Origin of the sequence: Bifidobacterium sp. ESL0704, assembly GCF_029392075.1 — a bacterium.
GTDB lineage: Bacteria > Actinomycetota > Actinomycetes > Actinomycetales > Bifidobacteriaceae > Bifidobacterium.
This window is the reverse complement of record NZ_CP113929.1, coordinates 2,307,486-2,326,851: the sequence shown is the minus strand read 5'-3', so window position 1 is coordinate 2,326,851 and position 19,366 is coordinate 2,307,486. Positions and strand designations below refer to the sequence as shown.

9 protein-coding genes are annotated in these 19,366 nt (G+C 58.1%); 6 read left to right on the top strand and 3 right to left on the bottom strand.

What is annotated here, in order from left to right; all coding sequences use genetic code 11:
* The first annotated feature begins 180 nt into the window (after positions 1 to 180).
* The 5 genes from OZX64_RS08560 (at position 181) to OZX64_RS08540 (ending at position 11,426) form a co-directional block, all read left to right on the top strand.
* Positions 181 to 2,040 (top strand): ABC transporter ATP-binding protein, encoded by a 1,860-nt coding sequence (locus OZX64_RS08560; RefSeq protein ID WP_277172750.1) that lies wholly within the window; start codon positions 181 to 183, stop codon positions 2,038 to 2,040.
* A 332-nt stretch (positions 2,041 to 2,372) separates the two neighbouring features.
* Entirely contained in the window at positions 2,373 to 4,208 is a 1,836-nt protein-coding gene (locus OZX64_RS08555) for an ABC transporter ATP-binding protein (protein ID WP_277172748.1), read from the top strand.
* Between the two features lie 540 nt (positions 4,209 to 4,748).
* The gene (locus OZX64_RS08550) at positions 4,749 to 5,729 is read left to right on the top strand and encodes a class C sortase (RefSeq protein WP_277172745.1); all 981 of its coding nucleotides are present in this window, start codon (positions 4,749 to 4,751) and stop codon (positions 5,727 to 5,729) included.
* Between the two features lie 578 nt (positions 5,730 to 6,307).
* Positions 6,308 to 9,391: a hypothetical protein gene (locus OZX64_RS08545; protein ID WP_277172742.1), complete on the top strand. Its 3,084-nt coding sequence runs from the start codon at positions 6,308 to 6,310 to the stop codon at positions 9,389 to 9,391.
* 106 nt (positions 9,392 to 9,497) lie between these two features.
* Positions 9,498 to 11,426, top strand: a complete 1,929-nt coding sequence (locus OZX64_RS08540) for an isopeptide-forming domain-containing fimbrial protein (RefSeq protein WP_277172739.1) — start codon at positions 9,498 to 9,500, stop codon at positions 11,424 to 11,426.
* Positions 11,427 to 11,952: 526 nt separating this feature from the next.
* Here the strand turns inward: OZX64_RS08540 and OZX64_RS08535 are convergent.
* Both OZX64_RS08535 and OZX64_RS08530 read right to left on the bottom strand, forming a co-directional pair.
* Positions 11,953 to 13,707 carry an MFS transporter gene (locus OZX64_RS08535; RefSeq protein WP_277172736.1) on the bottom strand — a complete coding sequence of 585 codons (1,755 nt, stop codon included), beginning with the start codon at positions 13,705 to 13,707 and terminating at the stop codon, positions 11,953 to 11,955.
* 135 nt (positions 13,708 to 13,842) lie between these two features.
* Positions 13,843 to 14,733 (bottom strand): hypothetical protein, encoded by an 891-nt coding sequence (locus OZX64_RS08530; RefSeq protein WP_277172732.1) that lies wholly within the window; start codon positions 14,731 to 14,733, stop codon positions 13,843 to 13,845.
* 205 nt (positions 14,734 to 14,938) lie between these two features.
* On the opposite strand from OZX64_RS08530, the gene metG reads away from it, so the two are divergent.
* Complete coding sequence (metG, locus tag OZX64_RS08525) at positions 14,939 to 16,816, top strand: methionine--tRNA ligase (RefSeq protein ID WP_277172729.1); 1,878 nt, start codon at positions 14,939 to 14,941, stop codon at positions 16,814 to 16,816.
* Positions 16,817 to 17,666: 850 nt separating this feature from the next.
* Here metG and OZX64_RS08520 read toward each other — a convergent pair.
* Entirely contained in the window at positions 17,667 to 19,154 is a 1,488-nt protein-coding gene (locus tag OZX64_RS08520) for a C1 family peptidase (protein WP_277175034.1), read from the bottom strand.
* Positions 19,155 to 19,366 lie beyond the last annotated feature (212 nt).

Below are 19,366 nucleotides of genomic sequence, written 5' to 3'. Positions count from 1 at the left end.
CAACTCGCGACGGGTGCGAGCTGGAGCAGTACGCGCGTGCAAGCGCGTGGCGAAATTCGCATCAAAGGTAAAGATTGCGTGTAATGTACCGCGCAGATAATCAAATATCTAACACTGTAAGTAATCTATGGGTAGTCAATAAATTCGTTGGCTATTCCAAAGAAGTATGAAAGGGGATCCATGCTTCGTATCAGCAAATACCTCTCCAAAACGGAGATCGGTCAGATGCTGCTCAGCCTTGCCTTCATTGCCGGCCAGGTCTTTTTCGACCTGAAACTGCCGGACTACATGTCACGGGTCACGGCGCTGGTCGAGACGCCGGGCAGCAAGATGGCTGACATCTTCAAAGAGGGCGGCAAGATGCTGCTCGTCTCGCTGGGCTCGGTCGTCTGCGCCATCGCCGTCGGCTACTTCATGGCCCGCGTCGGCGCCTCGTTCAGCCAACGCCTGCGCTCGCTCGAGTTCCGTAAGGTCGAGTCCTTCGGGCCGGCCGAGATGAGCAGATTCTCCACGGCCTCGCTCATCACCCGTTCCACCAACGACATCACGCAGATCCAGATGTTCATCACGATGGGAGTCCTGTTGGTCTTCCGCGCTCCGATCATGGCGGTCTGGGCGGTGTGCAAGATCGCAGGTAAGGGCTTCCAATGGACGCTCGCCACAGGGATCGCCACCGTCGCGATGCTGGTGTTCGTCGTCATCATCATGACTCTGGTCATGCCGAAGTTCCGCTCGATGCAGCGCCTGACCGACAATATCAACGCCGTCGCCCGCGAGAACCTGACCGGCCTGCGCGTCGTCCGCGCCTATAACGCCGAGGACTATCAGGAGGCCAAGTTCGCCCGCGTCAATGACGACCTGACCCGCACGCAACTGTTCACCACCCGCGCGATGGCCGCGATGATTCCGGTCATGTCCAGCGTGATGAACGGGCTGGGCCTGGCGATTTACTGGATCGGCGCCTACCTCATCAAGGACGCCGCGCTGCCGGCCGACAAGCTTACCGATTTTTCGAATATGGTCGTCTTTTCCAGCTACGCGATGCAGGTCATCATGGCGTTCCTGCTCCTAAGCATGGTCTTCGTACTGTGGCCGCGCGCCGACGTCTCCGCCCAGCGCGTCATGGAGGTGTTGGACACCGAGCCTTCCGTCAAGTCTGGTTCCGTGCGCGAGGGCAAACCCGGCGAGACCGGCACCGTCGAGTTCCGCAACGTCGGCTTCGCCTACCCGGACACCCGCGACGAGATGCTGCGCGGCGTCAGCTTCACCGCCCGCCGTGGCCAGACCGTTGCCTTCATCGGCTCCACCGGTTCGGGCAAATCCACGCTGGTCAATCTCGTGCCGCGCTTCTATGACACCACCGAGGGCGAGGTGTTGATCGACGGCGTCAACGTCCGTGATTACGACATCAAGGCGCTGCGCGACAAGATCGGTTACGTGCCACAGCAATCGGTGATGTTCAAGGGCACTGTGGCGTCCAACGTCAGCTACGGCGACCAGCCCGGAGATGCCGAAACCGTCGAGGTGGCCGACACCTCAACCGCGGCTGGGCGCAAGCGCGAATTGGAGTTGATTGCCGGTGAAAGCCAGCGCGACGAGCTGAGCGCCGAGCAAAAAGCCGATGTCCGCGCCGCCAGTGAGGTGGCGCAGGCCGGCGAGTTCGTCGACCGCATGGAAGGCGGCTACGATGCGCCGATTGCGCAAGGCGGCTCCAACGTCTCCGGCGGCCAGAAGCAGCGGCTTTCCATCGCCCGCGCCGTCTACCGCCACCCCGAGATCATGGTCTTCGATGACTCGTTCAGCGCGCTCGATTTCAAGACCGACCGTGCGGTGCGCGACGCCCTGAAGGAGCACGCGGCCGACGCGACCAAGCTCATCGTTGCCCAGCGCGTCGGCACCATCATGGACGCCGACCAGATCGTCGTGCTCGATGATGGCAAGGTCGTCGGCCTCGGCACGCACAAGGAGCTGCTCGCCACCTGCGAGGTCTACCAGCAGATCGCCGAGTCCCAGCTGAGTCCCGACGAGCTGGCTGCGTGAACGGTGCTCATCGTGCGTCAGGCACGGTGCCGATTCACGTGAGGAATGTGCAGGAACAGGTTTTGTAGCTAAAGTCCGTCGGAAAGCTACAAACCCATGTTGAGGAAGGTGCAGATGCAGGTTTTGTAGCTTTTATTCGTACGAAAGCTACAAACCCATGTTTAAGCGGGCCTTGATGCTGGGTTTGTAGCCGGGGTTCGTCGAAAAGCTACAAACCCATGTCGTAGACCCACTTCGGCAGCGGAGGAATGAATGAATCCGCACGCAGCAGCTGCACGCAGATACTGAAATCATAATCAACGTAGGAATTTGAAAACGAAAGTAGTGAACAAATGCCAAGAATGAGGGGACCGGTCGAGAAGCCGGCCGATTTCGGCGGAGTGATGGCCAAGCTGGTGCGGTACTGCAAGAAGTACGTGCCCGCTATCGTCGTCGCGCTTGTGCTGGGTGCCGCCGGCACTATCTGCCAGATCATCGGGCCTGACCAGCTGAAGAACATGACCAACGCCATCGCCAAGGGACTGCCCGCCATGGTGCACGGCAAGCCGGTGATGGGCGCGGTCGACATGGGCGAGGTCACGCGCATCGCGTGGCTGCTGGTCGGTCTGTACGCGGGGTACGCGGTGCTGGGCTACGTCCAGCAGTGGATGATGGCCACGGTCACCCAGCGCGTCGGCCAGAGCCTGCGCCGCTCGATTTCCGACAAGATCAACAAGCTGCCGCTCAAGTATTTCGACAAGACCAGCTATGGCGACGTGCTCTCGCGCATCACCAACGACGTCGACGCCATCGGCCAGACCCTGGGCCAGTCGCTGGGCATGCTGATCACCTCGGTCACGCTTTTCGTCGGCTCGCTGGCGATGATGTTCTACAACAACGTCATCATGACCGTCTGCGCCATCGTGGTCTCGATTCTGGGCATCGTGGTGATGATGCTCATCATGAAATACTCGCAGAAGTACTTCGCCCAGCAGCAACTCGCGCTCGGCGAGGTTAACGGCCATGTCGAGGAGATGTACGCCGGCCACACCGTCGTCAAGGCCTACAACGGTGAGGCCGACTCCATCCGCCGCTTCGAGAAGTACAACAACGACCTCTACGATTCCGCGTGGAAGAGCCAGTTCCTCTCCGGCCTGATGGGCCCGATGATGAACATGATCGGCAACCTGAGCTTCGGCGCGGTCTGCATTGTGGGCGGGGCGCTCGCCATCGACGGCAAGATCGAGTTCGGCGTCATCGTGGCCTTCATGATGTACGTCCGTCTCTTCACCCAGCCGCTTTCGCAGTTCGCACAGGCCTTCCAGAACCTGCAGCGTTGCGCCGCCGCATCCGAGCGCGTCTTCGGCTTCCTCGAGGAGCCCGAGATGAGCGACGAGAGCAAGAAGCCCGCGTTGCTCGGCCGCGACCCGAAGACCGGCAAGCCCGCGCGTGTGCGTGGCGACGTCGAATTCAAGGATGTCAACTTCGGCTACGAGCCCGGCAAGACGATTATTCACGACTTCTCTGCGTCGGTGAAGGCGGGCCAGAAAGTCGCCATCGTCGGCCCGACCGGGGCCGGCAAATCCACCATGGTCAATCTGCTGATGCGCTTCTACGACATCGACGGCGGCTCCATGACCATCGACGGCATCGACACCTCCACCGTGCCGCGAGCCAACGTACACGAGCAGTTCTCGATGGTGTTGCAGGACACGTGGGTCTTCCATGGCACCGTGCGCGAAAATGTCGCCTATGCCAAGAAAGGCGTCACCGATGAGCAGATCGAGCAGGCGTGCAAGGCCGTCGGGCTCGATCATTACGTGCGCTCGCTGCCGCAGGGCTACGACACCGTCCTCGACGACAACACCTCGCTTTCGGCCGGCCAGCGCCAGTTGCTGACCATCGCCCGCGCGATGGTGCAGGACGCGCCAATCCTGATCTTGGACGAGGCCACCTCGTCGGTCGACACCCGCACCGAGGAGCTGATTCAGCAGGCGATGGACGCGCTGACGGTGGGCCGCACGAGCTTCGTGATTGCGCACCGCCTCTCGACCATCAAGGACGCGGACATGATCCTGGTGATGAACCACGGCGACATCGTCGAGCGCGGTACCCACGGCGAGTTGTTGGCTGCCGGCGGTTTCTACGCCGACCTCTACAACAGCCAGTTCTCCGAGTTGGTGGATTAGCGCCTCTGCGGCCGGCCGTGTCTTTGGCATGGTTGCTCGGTCATTGAGCATGGTCCGTGGAACCGTGATCACCCCGTCTGCTTCCGACGCGCTTCGGCGTTCCGGGGCAGACGGGGTTTCTCGTTGTGCCGGAAACGGTGCAGGATGATCCGAAGGCTCTCCGGCATATCGATACGCACATAGGGATACCAAGACTTTTACGGTTCCGGAGAAACCGGGGATGGTCTATGGCGCAACGGGACGAATCGGCGTGTTGCGACGTGATGCTGGAGCTCGCCGTCAACGCAGCCCGGGGCACGTTGAGACCTCGATATGAACACGCAGCGGCTCTGGCTCTGGCGGATTGTATGGCATTGAGGCTGCCCGCCCGCGGCAGAAGCCGCCATGGGGAATGGTTTCTCCCTGCTGGCTGCTTGGCGCAGCGACGAAGCTCGCATAGGGTGACCGCATTCGATTTCCGGTAGCTTTGGTGGTATGTTCGTTCAAGTGTCGGCATTACATTGTGGTGTCTGGTGACGGCTAGGGATATGGAGATGCAGCGTGGAGCTTGATGATCTTACGTTCGAGACGATTATCAACGATAACAGCGGGCGTATCAGCCATCGTCGGCAGGTAGCCATTTATATCGTCGACGCGCTTATCGCGATTTTTCTGGTGGCCCTTATCGTGTCGATTTGCTGGTTCCCCGCACGCTGGACGATCGACATGTATCGGGAGAACGCCGCCGTGCAGAACTCGATCGATCGCATCTCGCGCTGGCCGCAGGGCAAGGTCGCCAGCGAGTACCATCGCGCCCAGTCCTACAACCGCCGTATTTTCGAATCTGGCCAGGCCCAGCTGGGGGAGTACACCGATCCCTTCGACAAAGGCGGCGCCAAGGCGAAACCGCTGAGCGAAAAGGACACCGAATACCAGTCGCTGTTGAATGACGGCACCGGGGTGATGGGTGTCATCCGCATTCCCAAGATTTCGGTGAAGATGCCGATCTACCATGGCACCTCCGATGAAGTCCTGCTCCATGGCGCGGGCCATCTTTACGGCACGAGCCTGCCGGTGGGAGGCCCTTCGACCAACGCCGTGCTGAGCGGGCACACCGGTTTGTCGAGCGCACTGCTCTTTACCCGCTTGGACGAGCTGAAGCAAGGCGACATTTTCTACGTGCAGACCTTGAACCGTACCATGGGCTACCGCGTGGTCGGCATCCATGTCATCAAGCCGAGCGACACCCATCTTTACAAGGTGGTTCCGGGCCGCGATCTGGTCACGTTGATGACCTGCACGCCTTATGGGGTCAACACGGAGCGTCTGATCGTCACCGGAACCAGGCAGCCGATTCCTGAACCGATTCCTGAGCCGGACAATGCCAAGGGCGACGGCATGCTCTATGGCATTCTCGTTGCCGTGGCAGGTCTGCTGCTGGGGCTGCCAGCGGTGCGGTTCTCGCATCGTAAGCCGTGGAAGATTCGGCATGCGGCCGAGGGCCCGCGTCCCCCGCGTATCAGGCGTCAGATGCGGCTGTAGCCGGTTTCCATGTCGAGGTATGCGCTTGTCGGTGGTTGCACAGGCAAGCGCTATATGGCGTTGACGCCAGACCGTTGAAGGGCGATGGTGCCTTTCGAGGAAGATGCGTAGGCGCGAGGAGGCGTCGTTATCGTGAGTGTGAGCTTGAGGCGGACAAGCGGCGTCTGGATAGCTGAAATTTTGTGACGCACATCATATGAATTACGCAGATAGAGAAAAATTATTTTTCTATTTTTTTAATTTTGCAATACGAATTGAGGTGTCTGCTTAAGTACAGAAAATGATTGTAATTGTTATACTTTGTCATGATTTGCATCACTATCGGGAGTATCGTATCAGCGGAGTTTCGTGATGGAAGATCGCTAAGTAAAACGATTTTCTGTATTTCACTTATTCGGGGGAAAGTGTTATATTCGTCATGCACGGATTGTGATGCAGTTCTCTTTAGGATTGCGTGCAGGTTCGGATATTTGGAATTAGTATCGTTTGATGTAGGACGATGATGTGTGTCATCTCACACCGTTTGGTGGATTGGCACGCCGGTATGGAGCGTGATTGTTTTGCGGAATCGTGGTGTGGTGAGATTGGTATTGGCAGTATTCGTCGCAGTCATGACGGTGCTGGGCGGAGGGTATGTCCTCTCGTCGGCTTCTGCCGATGACGCCCAGGCTGATTCCGCTGTGGACGCCCGCGATGCCAATACCCGCGACACTAAGTGGCGTGACTCTTACGATAAGACAGCTCCCAATGGGGCTGACCGGACGCCGCACCTCTTCCAGATGCTTTCGTACAACGACAAGATCAACACCGATATCGATGAGATTCGTATTGACGCGGTGATACGCGTGGCCCATGGTGAGGTGTCGACCGAAAAGGACGGTCACGTGATTCAGACAGGCTCATGGTCTGGTGATACGGGTCTGCGCTTTGTATACAATTTCGTCGATAACCAGATTAACGGAAATGGATTGGGTGAGGTCTATGAGCATGGTGGAGCTGTCAAGTATGCGGCTACCGCTGATGGCAAATTAGGTGCAAATCAGTGGGCGGCCAACCAACACGAGTACTACACAATCCACAAGATCGTTCATTCTGGTCTCTACGACTATGTCACCGTGTCGTTCGTAGCGGATGTCAACTATCCGGATGACAGGTCAGACGGTTGGTGGAAAGATACTGAGGCCAATGGCCGCACGACTGATGCCGCCCAGGTCTGGGTGATGGTAGGACATGCAGCGATTGATTCCGCTAACTATAAAATCAATGGACGCGGGGACTTGGATTGGTATCAAAGCCATTACGGCCTGACGACTAACATCATGGCGGGTTATCATGTGCAGCTGTTCCCGTATTGTGACGGGTCGAATGGTGATTGGACCAAAGGTTGTGATCAGCCTAACCTCTTTATGAGCTATAACAATCAGCCGCCATATCTGTGGAGTGGCAATCAATCGAATTGGGGCCTTGTGTCTGACTACGGCCTTGGCGGTAGCTTCTACAGTAATTTGGATGACAGCAGAGGCAATCATGACCAAGATAGAAAAGGTGGCGCGACGCATTCAACTTATAGTCCCTCGGATCACCCGAACGGAACCGATGAGGGAGTAGCTCCACCGAACTCATTTGTCCTTAGTTGGTATGACAACCAGAGGAACGCTTCTCGAATCGACACATGTCATCGGTATAAGTCGTATTGGTACGAATGGATGGAGCTCAAGGACAACACCAAGTGGGTGCCGGTAACCTCATTAACCGGTGACGGCGCGCGGCTGGTTACTGGCGCTGGTGCCGCCTCAGAGAGGTCCGATGGTGGTACCAGCAGTGCCTATAGGCTCGACAACGACGATCCTTTTGCCTACAACGAGAACAATGCAGGCAAACATGAGGACAATCTTTACTATCGTCCGACCGAAGGCACGAACCAGGCTGGCGGTCCCATGCAGCCGGCACAGAACGCGGATGGCTCCATCGACTTCAAGAAAGCGAAGGCCGAAGACCCGGGTGACGGCTACTTCAGGCTGGTCAGTTGGCCGAACGTCGATGCCAATGGGTGTGCGACCAACGCGGACACAAACAACCCGGGCATTACCCTCGATATGGCTAATAATCATCCGGACGTGGCGCAGGCTCAGATGGACAAGGGCTGGGTCAACAACACGGCGTTCTATAAGTACGACGTCTCCCGTCCGAAGGTGCCGACGATTACTAGTGTCTCTGCCGATAACGAAGATAACTCCGACATTGCCTTCTCCGATATGGCAAGCGGTGATAGTCAGTTCGCTCTTGGTGACAACAAGGCCATCGCCCGTTCCGGTGCAAGCCAGCCCACTATCAAAGGCACCGGCACGCCTGGCCAGTGGATTTCCTTGTACGAGGATGTTCCCAATTCGCCTGGTAACTATTCGGACGGCAGTAAGAAGAACATCATCGTCAAAGGCACGACTGACGATTACGAGAACACAGGTCATCTGGTTGGCAAGGCTAGGGTAGGCGATGACGGCAAGTGGTCGATACAGGCCACTGACGCAGATGACACGGTCGATGCTACGCAGCCGACTGAACGTTTGCGGCGTTACCACGCCTATCAGACGGATATGACAACACAGATGAATGGTATGCGTATGGAGTTGTCATCCTTCTTCTCGCCGGTTTCTTTGGTGCAGTTCAAGATGCCGTTGGATCCGGCGCCGAGCGTCGACAAGGTCGTGGCTCCGTATACGGTCAACGGCAAACTCGAGGGCACCGATCCGCAGGTCACCGTTTCCGGCAAGGTGTACTCGAACGAGGGTGGCTCGTCGATGAAGCTTTACGCCCAGCATGTCGACAAGGGGTCGGCGCAAGCGCTGAGCTCCACGAAGGCAGGTAAGACGAAGACTTCAGGGTCTGTACGCTCCGTTGCCGCCGTCGTTCGTTCGAAACAGGCAACTGGTCGGGCTGCGCCGACGTCGAACGATGAGTTGACGGTCTGTGCGCAGACCAACGTGGCCAAGAGCACGACGGACGCTGGCACCGGCAAGCTGACGGGTACCGAGTGGACGTGTCAGGTGCCGACCTCATGGTTTGTTGGTCATACCCCGAATGGCAAGAAGGGCTGTGAGTTCACTTTCACCGCCGTCACTGCCAATAGCGAGGGGGACGAGATCAACAGTGAAAAGACTTCGGCCGTTGACTTTTACGCTCCCAAGGCTGGGCTGAAAACCGCCAACAACCACGGGCTTAGCGGTGTGGTCTCACCGACCGGACCGGCGCTGAAATCTGTTGCAGCAGGCGCGAAGATTACCATCACCTGGCCTGAGGGTACGCCGGCAGGCGCAAAAACTTCGACCACGGCCGATGCCAATGGTAATTGGTCAGTTCCGCTGCAGCCCGGCACTCCGAAAGGCAAGGTGACCGTGCAGGCGCAAGAGGTGGATGCCGATGGCACTCTGACCAACCAGTCTGCGCTGGAGAGCATGACCGTGATTCCGGCCCCGCCGCTTGAGAAGTTGCCGTTCACCGGTAACCGTCCTTGGGGTGTGTGGCTGCTGGCATTGGCCATGATCGTGGTCACGGTCGGCGGGTACGAACTGTTGAAGCGCTATCGAATCGGCTTGGCTGAAGGCCGGCCCCTGCATGCCGTCAGACGAGGCGACAAGGCTCGACATAGCATTCGACGAAGGTAAATTTTCCGGGAAGCGTCTGTCGTCGTGAGGCGGCGGATGCATGCCCGGCAACATATCAAAAATTTGTCACAATCAAACAACAATAGGGAAAGAGAGAGGTACTCCCATGACAAAATTCAACATACGCACGCTTGCGGGAGTAGCAGTGTCAGCGGCTACTTTGCTGGCATTGGCACCGCTGGGTGTGGCAAACGCAGCCAATGACACCATTGACTTGAGCAAGGCTCAGAGCGAGACCATCACCGTCAATTCTCCTGAGGCCAAGCTGAAGGGTCATAAGTTCGCCGCGGTGAAGATCGGTGACTACCAGAACGCATCGGGTGATGCCGATACCGGAACGCTTTCGAGCGTGTCCGTTGGTACTACCAGCACACTGAAGGCCGCTGCGAAGCAGGCTTTGACTGATGCGAAGACTGCCATCGGCGTTTCGACTGCTGAGGACTCGGCGTACGTGGACAACCCGGTGGGCGAGGTCGCTTCGAAGTGGCTCGGCTATGGAACGTCCGGTGATGATACCACATCGAACACTGCCACGGCAGTAGATCCAAGCAAGCATGGCTACGATGGCAACCTGCGTACCTTCGTCACCGAGCTCAGCGACAACGCCACCTTCAAGAGCGAGATCGGTGCCTCTAACTCCACTGTTGCTGAGGACAACAAGACCGCCACGCTTTCTGTCTCCCACCCTGGCATGTACATCGTCGAGGATGTGACTTCCGATTTCTCGTCGGCCGCTGTCGGTACGTCTCGCAAGGCATCCATTCCGATGCTGGTCAGCACTGGTATCACCATCAAGAATGGTAACGATACGGTCGTTTACAACAAGCTTGGTGACCTGGCTCTGAATCAAGTCAATATGAAGAGCGATTCGCCGACAGTCAAGAAGGTGCTCGATGGCACCAACAATGATCCGTCGATTGGTGGCACGCTGCACTACAAGCTCACCAGCGCGGTGCCGCTGACCACTGGTTTCAAACACTATATTTTCACCATGATCGATCAGCCTTCACAGACTGGCTTGGATTACAATAACGATGCTATAGTCACCGTCGGTGGCACGAAGTTGACGAAGGGCACGGATTACACGGTTGATACCTCGCAGACGTACGCCGACGGCAGTATCAAGTATGTGGTCTTCGATCTTTCCCCGTCTATCCGCAGCCTGAAGTATCAGGATGCTATCGTCATCACTTATTCAATGAAGGTCAATGATAATGCGCAGGGCGGCACTCTGAAGAACGGCGTGAAGCTCGGCTATTCCAACGACAGCAGCAAGCAGCCCAGCACAGATAAGGCGGTAATTGGTACCGACGGCGACGGCAAGGGTGAGGTTACCGACTGCGCCACTGCCACTGATACGACAAAATGCTCCAATGGCTCCATCAGCAATGATGGCAGCGACAGTGGCGACACCAGCGCTACCATCTACTTCCGTCACTTTGATCTGATCAACTTGAAGAAGGCCGACAGCACTGGCTTGGCTGGTGCCGAGTTCAAGGTGACCGACAATGCCACCAAAAAGGTCGTGAAGTTCAACAAGCTGGATGACGGCTCATACAAGAAGGCTGCCAAGCAAGATTCCGAGGATGCAGTCGAAAATCTTGCGGTCCATTCGGAGGCCTCTGCTCCGAGTACTCACAGTGGTGATGATAAGGCGCAGCACCCTGGTGAACTGCGCGTCGACGGGCTGAAGGAAGGCGACTATACCGTCACTGAAGTGAAGGCAGCTCCCGGTTTCTCGAGCACGTTCCTTCCGTCCACGGTTGTGACGTTGAAGGGCAACGCCACCACGCCGGCCACGGATGCCTACACCAACACCAAGGACGCCGTGTTCGGTCTGATTGACGCACAACCAACGTTGACCGATGTGGCGATGAGCACTGATAAAGGTGCAATCTTGGTCAAGAACGTGAACTCGGTCTCTCAGCTGCCGTTGACTGGTGGTGCTGGTGTGGTGCTGGCGCTGCTCGTGGTCGTGGCGCTGGCCGGTGCGACCAGCCTGCTGATCGTGACCCGCCGCAAGCTGAGCGCGTGAGTGCGTTCGGTCGCCGACCGGTGTTGGTGAGCCGTTCCTGCCCGCTGTGAACGCGGAGTGGTGGCGAATCACGAGCGTCGGTTGACGGTCCTGAATTCTGGGTGTGCCCGGAAAGTCTATATTGGCTTTCCGGGCACACCTATATATATGTAGTGGCACCTGGCCGGTCCTGTACGCGCCCAGTCCCACATTGGCCGATCCTGCACCTGGCCGATCCTGCACCTGGCCGATCCTGCATGCGGCTCGTCCCCAAGTTACCGGGCGTCCCGCGTGCAGGTGAGATAGGCCTTCCGTAATGTCTCATGCCATTCGATGGGTGCCGGCCGGGGCGGTTCCACGCAGGAGGCAGACTCTCTTCAAGCGCTGACTAGGCGGTTCGGGCTTGGTGAGCGTGCCTTGGTGTGTACGAATTTACCTTCGGCTTTCATCGATAGGCATATCGGTATTGCGCTCCTGGGCATCCTGCCGACTGGCCTGCTTCGGGATGCCGAGCTTGTCTATGCGCCTTCGTTGTGCTCTTTGTGTTTTATCGATCGTCTTGCTTCGAGGTTGACTCCGGGGTTGATGATTTCTTCGGCGTGAATTTAATGTTTTCCGGGCGCTGGGGGAGGGTCTGACCGACCGGAATCTCCACAGTGATCATAGGCATCGGCATGGTCGAAGTGTCGATCTTCGGGTTCTGCTCCTGGGTCAGCACCAACTCGCGTGCCTCTTCTTCGCTACCTACCGTCGGCATGGATCCGGGCAGCGGCGAAGCCGAGGATTCGCGCATCACGATGCAGGCGATGCCGCTGAAAATGGCGAAGAACATGATATAGAAACCAGGCATGTCGTGATTGCCGGTCAAAGTGATCAACGCCTGAGAGACCAGCGGCGTGGTGCCGCCGAAAAGCGAGACCGCGAAGTTATAGGAAAGTCCCATGCCGGAGAAGCGCGATTCGGTCGGGAACAGCGCCGGCAGCGTACTCGCCGAGACTCCGGCGTAGAAGGCCACGGGGATGGCGATCATCGCCAAAGCTCCCTGGATGGCCCAGAACGTGCCGTGATGCAGCAGCTGGAAAGCCGGGTAGATCAGGACGAACGTTGAGATCACGGCGATGGCATAGATGGGTTTGCGGCCGATGATGTCGGAAAGGTGGCCGATCAGCGGCAGGCACAGGGCCATGATGATGAGTACCGGCACGGTCGCAGCGGCGGCCATGGTGGGCGTGGTGCCGACTTCTTCACGCAGGTAGGTCGGCATGTAGCTGGTGAGCACGTAACCGGCGGTGTTGGTGGCTGCGACGATGGCGACGGCGATGAGCAAACGGCGCCAGTGGCGCTTGATGACGTAAAGCATGGTGCCGGGGCGGTCCCAAGGTGATTCCTGCCTCCACGCGGCTTCGCGGGCCTCGTGCGAGAGTTCGGCCTGTTCCTCTTCCTGGCGTTCCTGATGCGCCGCGAACTGCGGGGTTTCGGGGATATGGGTACGCAATGCCATGGCTAGAATGCCCAGCGGGATGGTCAGCAAGTAGGGGATGCGCCAGCCGCCGTTGACCATCGCGTCCGCGCCCCAGCCGTGTTCGGCCACGATGGTGGTGATGGCCACCATAGCCGCGCCGAACGCCGAGCCGATGTAGGAGCCCATGTCGAGCCAGGCGCTGTAGAAGCCACGTTTGCGATCGGGTGAGAATTCCGAGATGTAGGTGGTCGCCCCGGAGTATTCGCCGCCGGTCGAGAAGCCCTGCACCATCTGCAGCGCATAGAGCGGCACAATGGCCCAGGCTCCGATCTGATGGCTGGTAGGCAGGATGCCGATAAGCGCGGTGGAGACCACCATCATGCCCATGGTCAGGAACAGCACCTTCTGCCGACCCACGCGGTCGCCGAGCGGGCCGAGAATGATGCCGCCGAGAGGCCGGACGAGGAAGCTCACCGCAAAGCCGAGCAGCATCACGATCAGGCTCATGCTTTTCGGCAGCCCGCTGGTGAAGACGCTGGCCATCGTTACCGCCAGGTAGCCGTAGATGCCGAAATCATACCATTCCATGAAGTTGCCGACCACGGTGCCGGCGATGGCCTGCTTCAGCGTCTTTTCCTCGACGACGGTGATGTCTTTGGCACGCAGGAAGCGACGGCGAACATGGACCTTCTGCATCGTTGGCTTGTCGGTTTTGCCTTGCGGCGAGCCTGCTCCTATGTGCATCACCTGTTTGACGCTTTGTATCGGATGGACCCCGTGTGAGGCACGTTCCGCATTCGCCGCACTGCGGTTCCGGTTCTGCTTATTCGGTGATGACATGGCAAATCTGTCCTCTCGATGCGCGTTTCAAATCGCCTGTGAGCGTGAACGCCGATTACACCATGATAGCTCTTCACCTTTTTTATTCTCTTGTAGGGCTTAATCGTCAATCTGTCTATTGACGACGAGCGGATTCTAAAAACAGTATTGGACGGCTTTGAAGAACCGACGGGCTTGCGGCACATTCGGCCAGAAATGGTTCTTTTCGAGGATCGTGAGGCAAGCGGCTGGAGAGATATGGTATTCCCGCATAATCGCGCAGATCAGTTCCGAGCGACGTTTGCCCGGTATGGTGGCGCCGCTCATCAGCGCGATGTCGCATGCCGTTCTGGTCGGCGAGGTCACTTTCAGGCCCGCGATGGTGCTCATGTGCCCTTCGGGGACGCAGCGATCGTATGTTTTGATCGGACGGCCATAGGCCATCGAGCGGAAGTGCGATCCGGAGATGATGTCGATGACATCGGGGAAACCGCCGCCCATCCATACCCACAGGGCACTGCGGCTGCAGGCGATGGCGTGGCTCGGCACGACTTTGGTCATGATGATCCCTCTGCCGAAAAGCGTGTCCGAGTATTCGGCGAGATAGGCGCTGATGTCATCGAGACGGTGCAGGGCGCCGAAATCGTCAAGCCGGTTCATGCTTAACGGGCCCGGCAGGTCGCGATTGCTCATGAGCATGGGCGTGCTGCGGTTGGGTGGCGTGGTGTGGTTAATGGGCGGCGCGGTGCGGTTAATGGGCGGCGCGGTGCTGGTGGCGATGTTGCCGGGACGCTCCATCGTGCCGCGGGCAGCGAGGTCTGGCACGTTTGGCTCGAAACGTTCGCTTCTGCCTTTGCCTAGTTTCGGATTTGCCGGCTTGCGTTGCTTCCGGCCGAGGATGCCCGGCCTGCCGGTGCTTTTGTGCCGGCCAGCATCTGCTCGGGCGCTCGGCGGCGGATGCCCGGTGCCGAGCGCTCCACCCCGGTCTGTCGGTTTGCGGAAGTAAGGGTGCTCTGTGCGCTGTGCGTCTATGGTTGCAGTGTTCATGGTTGGCAATATAGGTATGACATGGTATGACCTGCAACACAAAACAGGTAAAAGGTGGACATGTGGACAGCTGGCTGTCGCATTGGCGCAATTGTGGATGACACGGTCAACAAGTGCTTCAGTTCCGCTTATCGCCTCGAATCTGTTGGCTTGCTTGAAGGCGAAAGCCCCTCGCTGTCCCCGCTGGGCCCAATAATCAGTAGTTATGACTCATATTTTGGTAAACGTTGCATGGCCGTATGCGAACGGTCCACGCCATATCGGCCACGTTGCCGGTTTCGGCGTGCCTTCCGACGTATACGCGCGTTACGAACGTATGAAGGGCAATGATGTCCTGATGGTTTCCGGCACCGACGAGCACGGAACCCCGATTCTGGTCGAGGCGGACAAGGAGGGGGTGAGCCCGCAGGAGCTGGCCAACCGCTACAACCGCGTCATCGCCAAGGATCTCTGCGATCTGGGCTTAAGCTACGACCTCTTTACCCGCACCACGACGGGCAACCACGAGCACGTCGTCCAGGAGTTGTTCAAGCAGTGCCTGAAAAACGGATACATATATAAAGGTACGCAGAAGGTCGCTATCTCGCCTTCCACCGGCCGTACCCTGCCCGACCGCTACATCGAGGGCACCTGCCCGATCTGCGGGGCGGACGGCGCTCGCGGCGACCAGTGCGACAACTGCGGCAACGAACTCGATCCGGATGAACTGATCAACCCCGTCTCCAAGATCAACGGCGAAAAGCCGGAATTCAAGGAGACCGAGCACTTCTTCCTCGACCTGCCGGCGCTCGCCGAGGCGAATCTGGCGTGGCTCAAGACCCGCAAGGGCTGGCGTACCAACGTCATCAACTTCTCGCTGGGCCTCTTCAAGGAAGTCAAGCCGCGTGCCATCACCCGCGACATCGACTGGGGCATCCCCGTGCCGGTCGACGGCTGGATCGACAACCCCAACAAGAAGCTCTACGTCTGGTTCGATGCAGTCATCGGCTACTTGTCCGCCTCCATCGAATGGGCCCGCCGCAAGGGTGAGCCTGACGCATGGAAGAAATGGTGGAACGATCCGAAGTCTCCGGCCTATTACTTCATGGGCAAAGACAACATCACCTTCCATTCCCAGATCTGGCCTTCCGAGATGCTCGCCTACAACGGCGAGGGTTCCAAGGGCGGCGAGCCGGGCGAGTTCGGCAAACTCAACATGCCCGAGCAGGTCGTGGCCAGCGAGTTCATGACCATGGAGGGCAAGAAGTTCAGCTCGTCGCGCGGCATCGTCATCTATGTCAAGGATATTCTGGCGCGGTACCCGGTTGACGCCGTCCGCTACTACATTTCCGTGGCCGGCCCCGAGACTTCCGACGCCGATTTCACCTGGTCGGAGTTCGTGCGTCACAACAACGAGGAGCTTGCCGCCAGCTGGGGTAACCTGGTCAACCGTGTCGCCAACCTTATGTACAAGAACTTCGGCGAGATTCCGGTGCTTGACGAGGATTCCATGACGGCCGAGGACCGTGCTCTGCTCGAGGAGACGGCCACCGCTTTCGATACGGTCGGCGGGCTCATCGAGCATCACCACCAGAAGAACGCCCTGAACGAGGCGATGAAAGTCGTCGGCGACATCAACAAGTACATCTCCGCGGTCGAGCCTTGGAAGATCAAAGACGACCCGAAGCGTCTCGGCACTGTGCTGCATACGTGTGCGCAGGCGGTCTCGGATGCGAACCACCTGCTCGCCCCGTTCCTGCCGCAGGCCGCGCAGAAGGTCTGGGAGGCGCTCGGCGGCGTGGGCACGTTCTCGCCGTTGCCGCATATCGAGGAGGTCGAGGATCTCGATAAGCCCGGTTTCACCTATCCGATCATCACCGGAGACTATGAGCTTGGACGCACGGTTCATCCGTGGCGCAGCGAGCCGTTGATCGTAGGTACCACGATTCCGAAGCCCTCGCCTATCTTCCAGAAGATTCCGAAAGAGGCCGTCGACGAAGAACTGGCGCGTTTTGAAGCCGATCTTGCCGCCCGCAAGGAGGCCGAAGCCGAACGTCTCAAGGAGGCCAAGGCAAAGCTTGCCGATGAAAAGAACGGCAAGTAACGGTTTCTTGACGGCTGATAGCTCGGTAGGGGCTTAGAGCCTCATGATGCTAGATGGCAACCCCGTCCGCGACATGTGTCGTTGGCGGGGTTTGTGCTTTGAGCTGAGCTTTTGCGATTACGGTTTTCGTCGGTAAAGCGACAGTTGCTTTCCGTATGTCGATGAGTTGGGCTTGATTTATTCGGTTAAAGGCATATAAAGGTGTCCGCGGTCACATATTTCGACATATCGTTGCATAATTGTTACAATTTTCACAGGCTTCTTTGAGTTCTGGACATCATTTTCCCAAGGAAGATGCTGCTATATTAGAGGTGTCAGCGGTTCAACCGCTGGCGAGATTCTTCTCTGAATCCCATAATTGAACCTTCTTCTCTCTTCTCTCGCCCGGCGGCCTTCTCTCCGCCGGGCATCTCTTTTTGTGTAGGTTTTGCCTGTTTGTGCCCAGCCCTCCGGGTTTCGTCGGCTTTTCGAATGGGTATTCGTTTCCGTGGATGCATAAACCGATGCTGATCCAGTAACATACACGGATTTCGACAGTGAGTAGCTGGGGGATACCTCGGTTTTCGAGCCCGTCGCGGTGTCGCCGCTGTGGGAGACGAGCCAACGGGTGGCCGGTAAGCCGGTAAGCCGGTAAGCCGGTAAGCCGGTAAGCCGGTAAGCCGACAAGCCGGTAAGCCGGTAAGCCGGTAAGCCGGTAAGCCGGTAAGCCGACAAGCCGGTAAGCCGGTAAACCGGTAAGCCGACAAGCCGGTAAGCTGACTAATGGATATTGAACGAGAGGATCGACCGATGGAAGCTGGCCAATGAGGCCCACGCTTTGCACAGAAGGCGAAGGCGGGCCTCATCGTATTCAGTCGCAACGAGCGCTGAGCACCTGCCACGGTTCAAGGATGGTAGGTTCGCTGGCCGTTGCCTTAAGTGTGTTCTCGTCCAAGAACTCCTTGCGGATGATGACCTCGGTGACGAACTGGTCGAACCATTTGCCGTCGGCCACGTAGTAGCCGTCATCCCCGTTGTCTTTGCCCCAGCTGTTCTCGATTTTCCAGCGATTGGGCTGGCCGTCTTTGTCGAGATTGACCCCGGTGATGGTCATGGCGTGATTGCTCGGATAATCGCCGTATTCGAGGCCGTGTGCCTTGTCGATGCTGAAATCGGTTCCGAACAGCTCGTCGACCCGCACCGCGTCTTTGCTGAAATATCCGCTGTCGCGCAAACTGTATTGCATGCAGTCGCAAGCGAACCAGATCGGATGCCCGGCCTTCACCTGGTCGACGGCCGCCTTGCGCAGCACATCGATGGGGACGTTGGTGAAGTCGAGATTGCCGGTTTCGGCGACGTTGGTCGAATATTTGAGCTGGAAATGCGTATAGAACGGGCGGCTCGGCATCGGGTTGTTGCACACCGTCACAAAATCGTCGACATCGACCGGGACGTACTTGTGGTAGAACTCGAGCGGCGTGATGCCGATTTCCACGATCTGTTTGCGCTCGTCGATGCCGGATTCGCCCTTGGCGTCTTTGGCTGCGATCGTAGTTGCGGATTTGTCTTCGCTCGATTTGGAATCGGTGCCGGTGTTGACAGCGGCCTTGCCATTGGCTTTCTTTTTATCGGCCGAATCCTTATCGTCGTCGCCGTCCTTGACGCGCGCTCGCCAATCGAACGTGGCAGGCGGCTCGCCGAGCGCAATCGCGCAGATACGATAGATGTCCTCCATGTATTTCTTCTTGAACGCACGCAGCTCGTCGATGCTGGCGCCCTGCTCGTGATGGTTGCGCAGTTCGATGGCAAACTGGCGCAGCTTGGTGGTCAGGTATTGCGTAAAGGCGTCGGAATTCTCGGAATTCGCGGATTCCGGATAGGCGGATTTCGGTACCAGCCCGTACTTGTCGACCAGGTTGACGAACATCTGCCACCAGCCGCCGTCATCGGCCGGATAACTGTTGATTGCCTCGAAGGTGCGGCTGTCGGTCGGCTCATCGAGTGTGGCCAGCACGTTTTCCAGATAGGTGTTCGACTTCTCGAACTTGTCCCAGAAGAACAGATAGGTCTCGGAGAACTCGAAGTTTTCCAGTTTGAAGCGGTGCATCAGCTCGTAACGCAGGGTGTTGAGCGCCGCGAACATCCAGCAGCGGCCGCTTTGGCGCTGGTTGGTGATGGTGCCCTGTTTCAGCTCGATCGAGAAATCGTGTGCAAGCTCGCGCGTGCCGGCGTAGCTGGTCGCGGCCTTGAGCACGCCGTTGTTGACCGCGGCATTCGCGGCGACATGGTTGGCACGGGCCGCGGGCTGTGTGTTGTACGCTTCGTGGTATTGGCGCACATCATCGGTGCTCATGGCCATTTTTTCGGCGGCCGTGCCCGTCGTTGTCGCTTCGTCGCCTGCGGTGTTGCTTTCGCTCATTTTGCCTCCATAATCGTTTGCTCATATTTTATCGTGGGACTTGTCTTCGAGCGCTTTGCTCGTAGGTGCAGACTGTTGTGTGATTGTTGCTTGCTGTGTTGTGCTATGACGTTGTGCTGGGGTTGTGGTGTCGTGCCGAAAGGTGGCGGGGT

Coding starts and splice junctions, on each gene's coding strand:
- OZX64_RS08560 (WP_277172750.1), top strand. CDS start 181: ATGCTTCGTATCAGCAAATACCTCTCCAAAACGGAGATCGGTCAGATG.
- OZX64_RS08555 (WP_277172748.1), top strand. CDS start 2,373: ATGCCAAGAATGAGGGGACCGGTCGAGAAGCCGGCCGATTTCGGCGGA.
- OZX64_RS08540 (WP_277172739.1), top strand. CDS start 9,498: ATGACAAAATTCAACATACGCACGCTTGCGGGAGTAGCAGTGTCAGCG.
- OZX64_RS08535 (WP_277172736.1), bottom strand. CDS start 13,707: ATGTCATCACCGAATAAGCAGAACCGGAACCGCAGTGCGGCGAATGCG.
- OZX64_RS08530 (WP_277172732.1), bottom strand. CDS start 14,733: ATGAACACTGCAACCATAGACGCACAGCGCACAGAGCACCCTTACTTC.
- metG (WP_277172729.1), top strand. CDS start 14,939: ATGACTCATATTTTGGTAAACGTTGCATGGCCGTATGCGAACGGTCCA.
- OZX64_RS08520 (WP_277175034.1), bottom strand. CDS start 19,154: ATGGCCATGAGCACCGATGATGTGCGCCAATACCACGAAGCGTACAAC.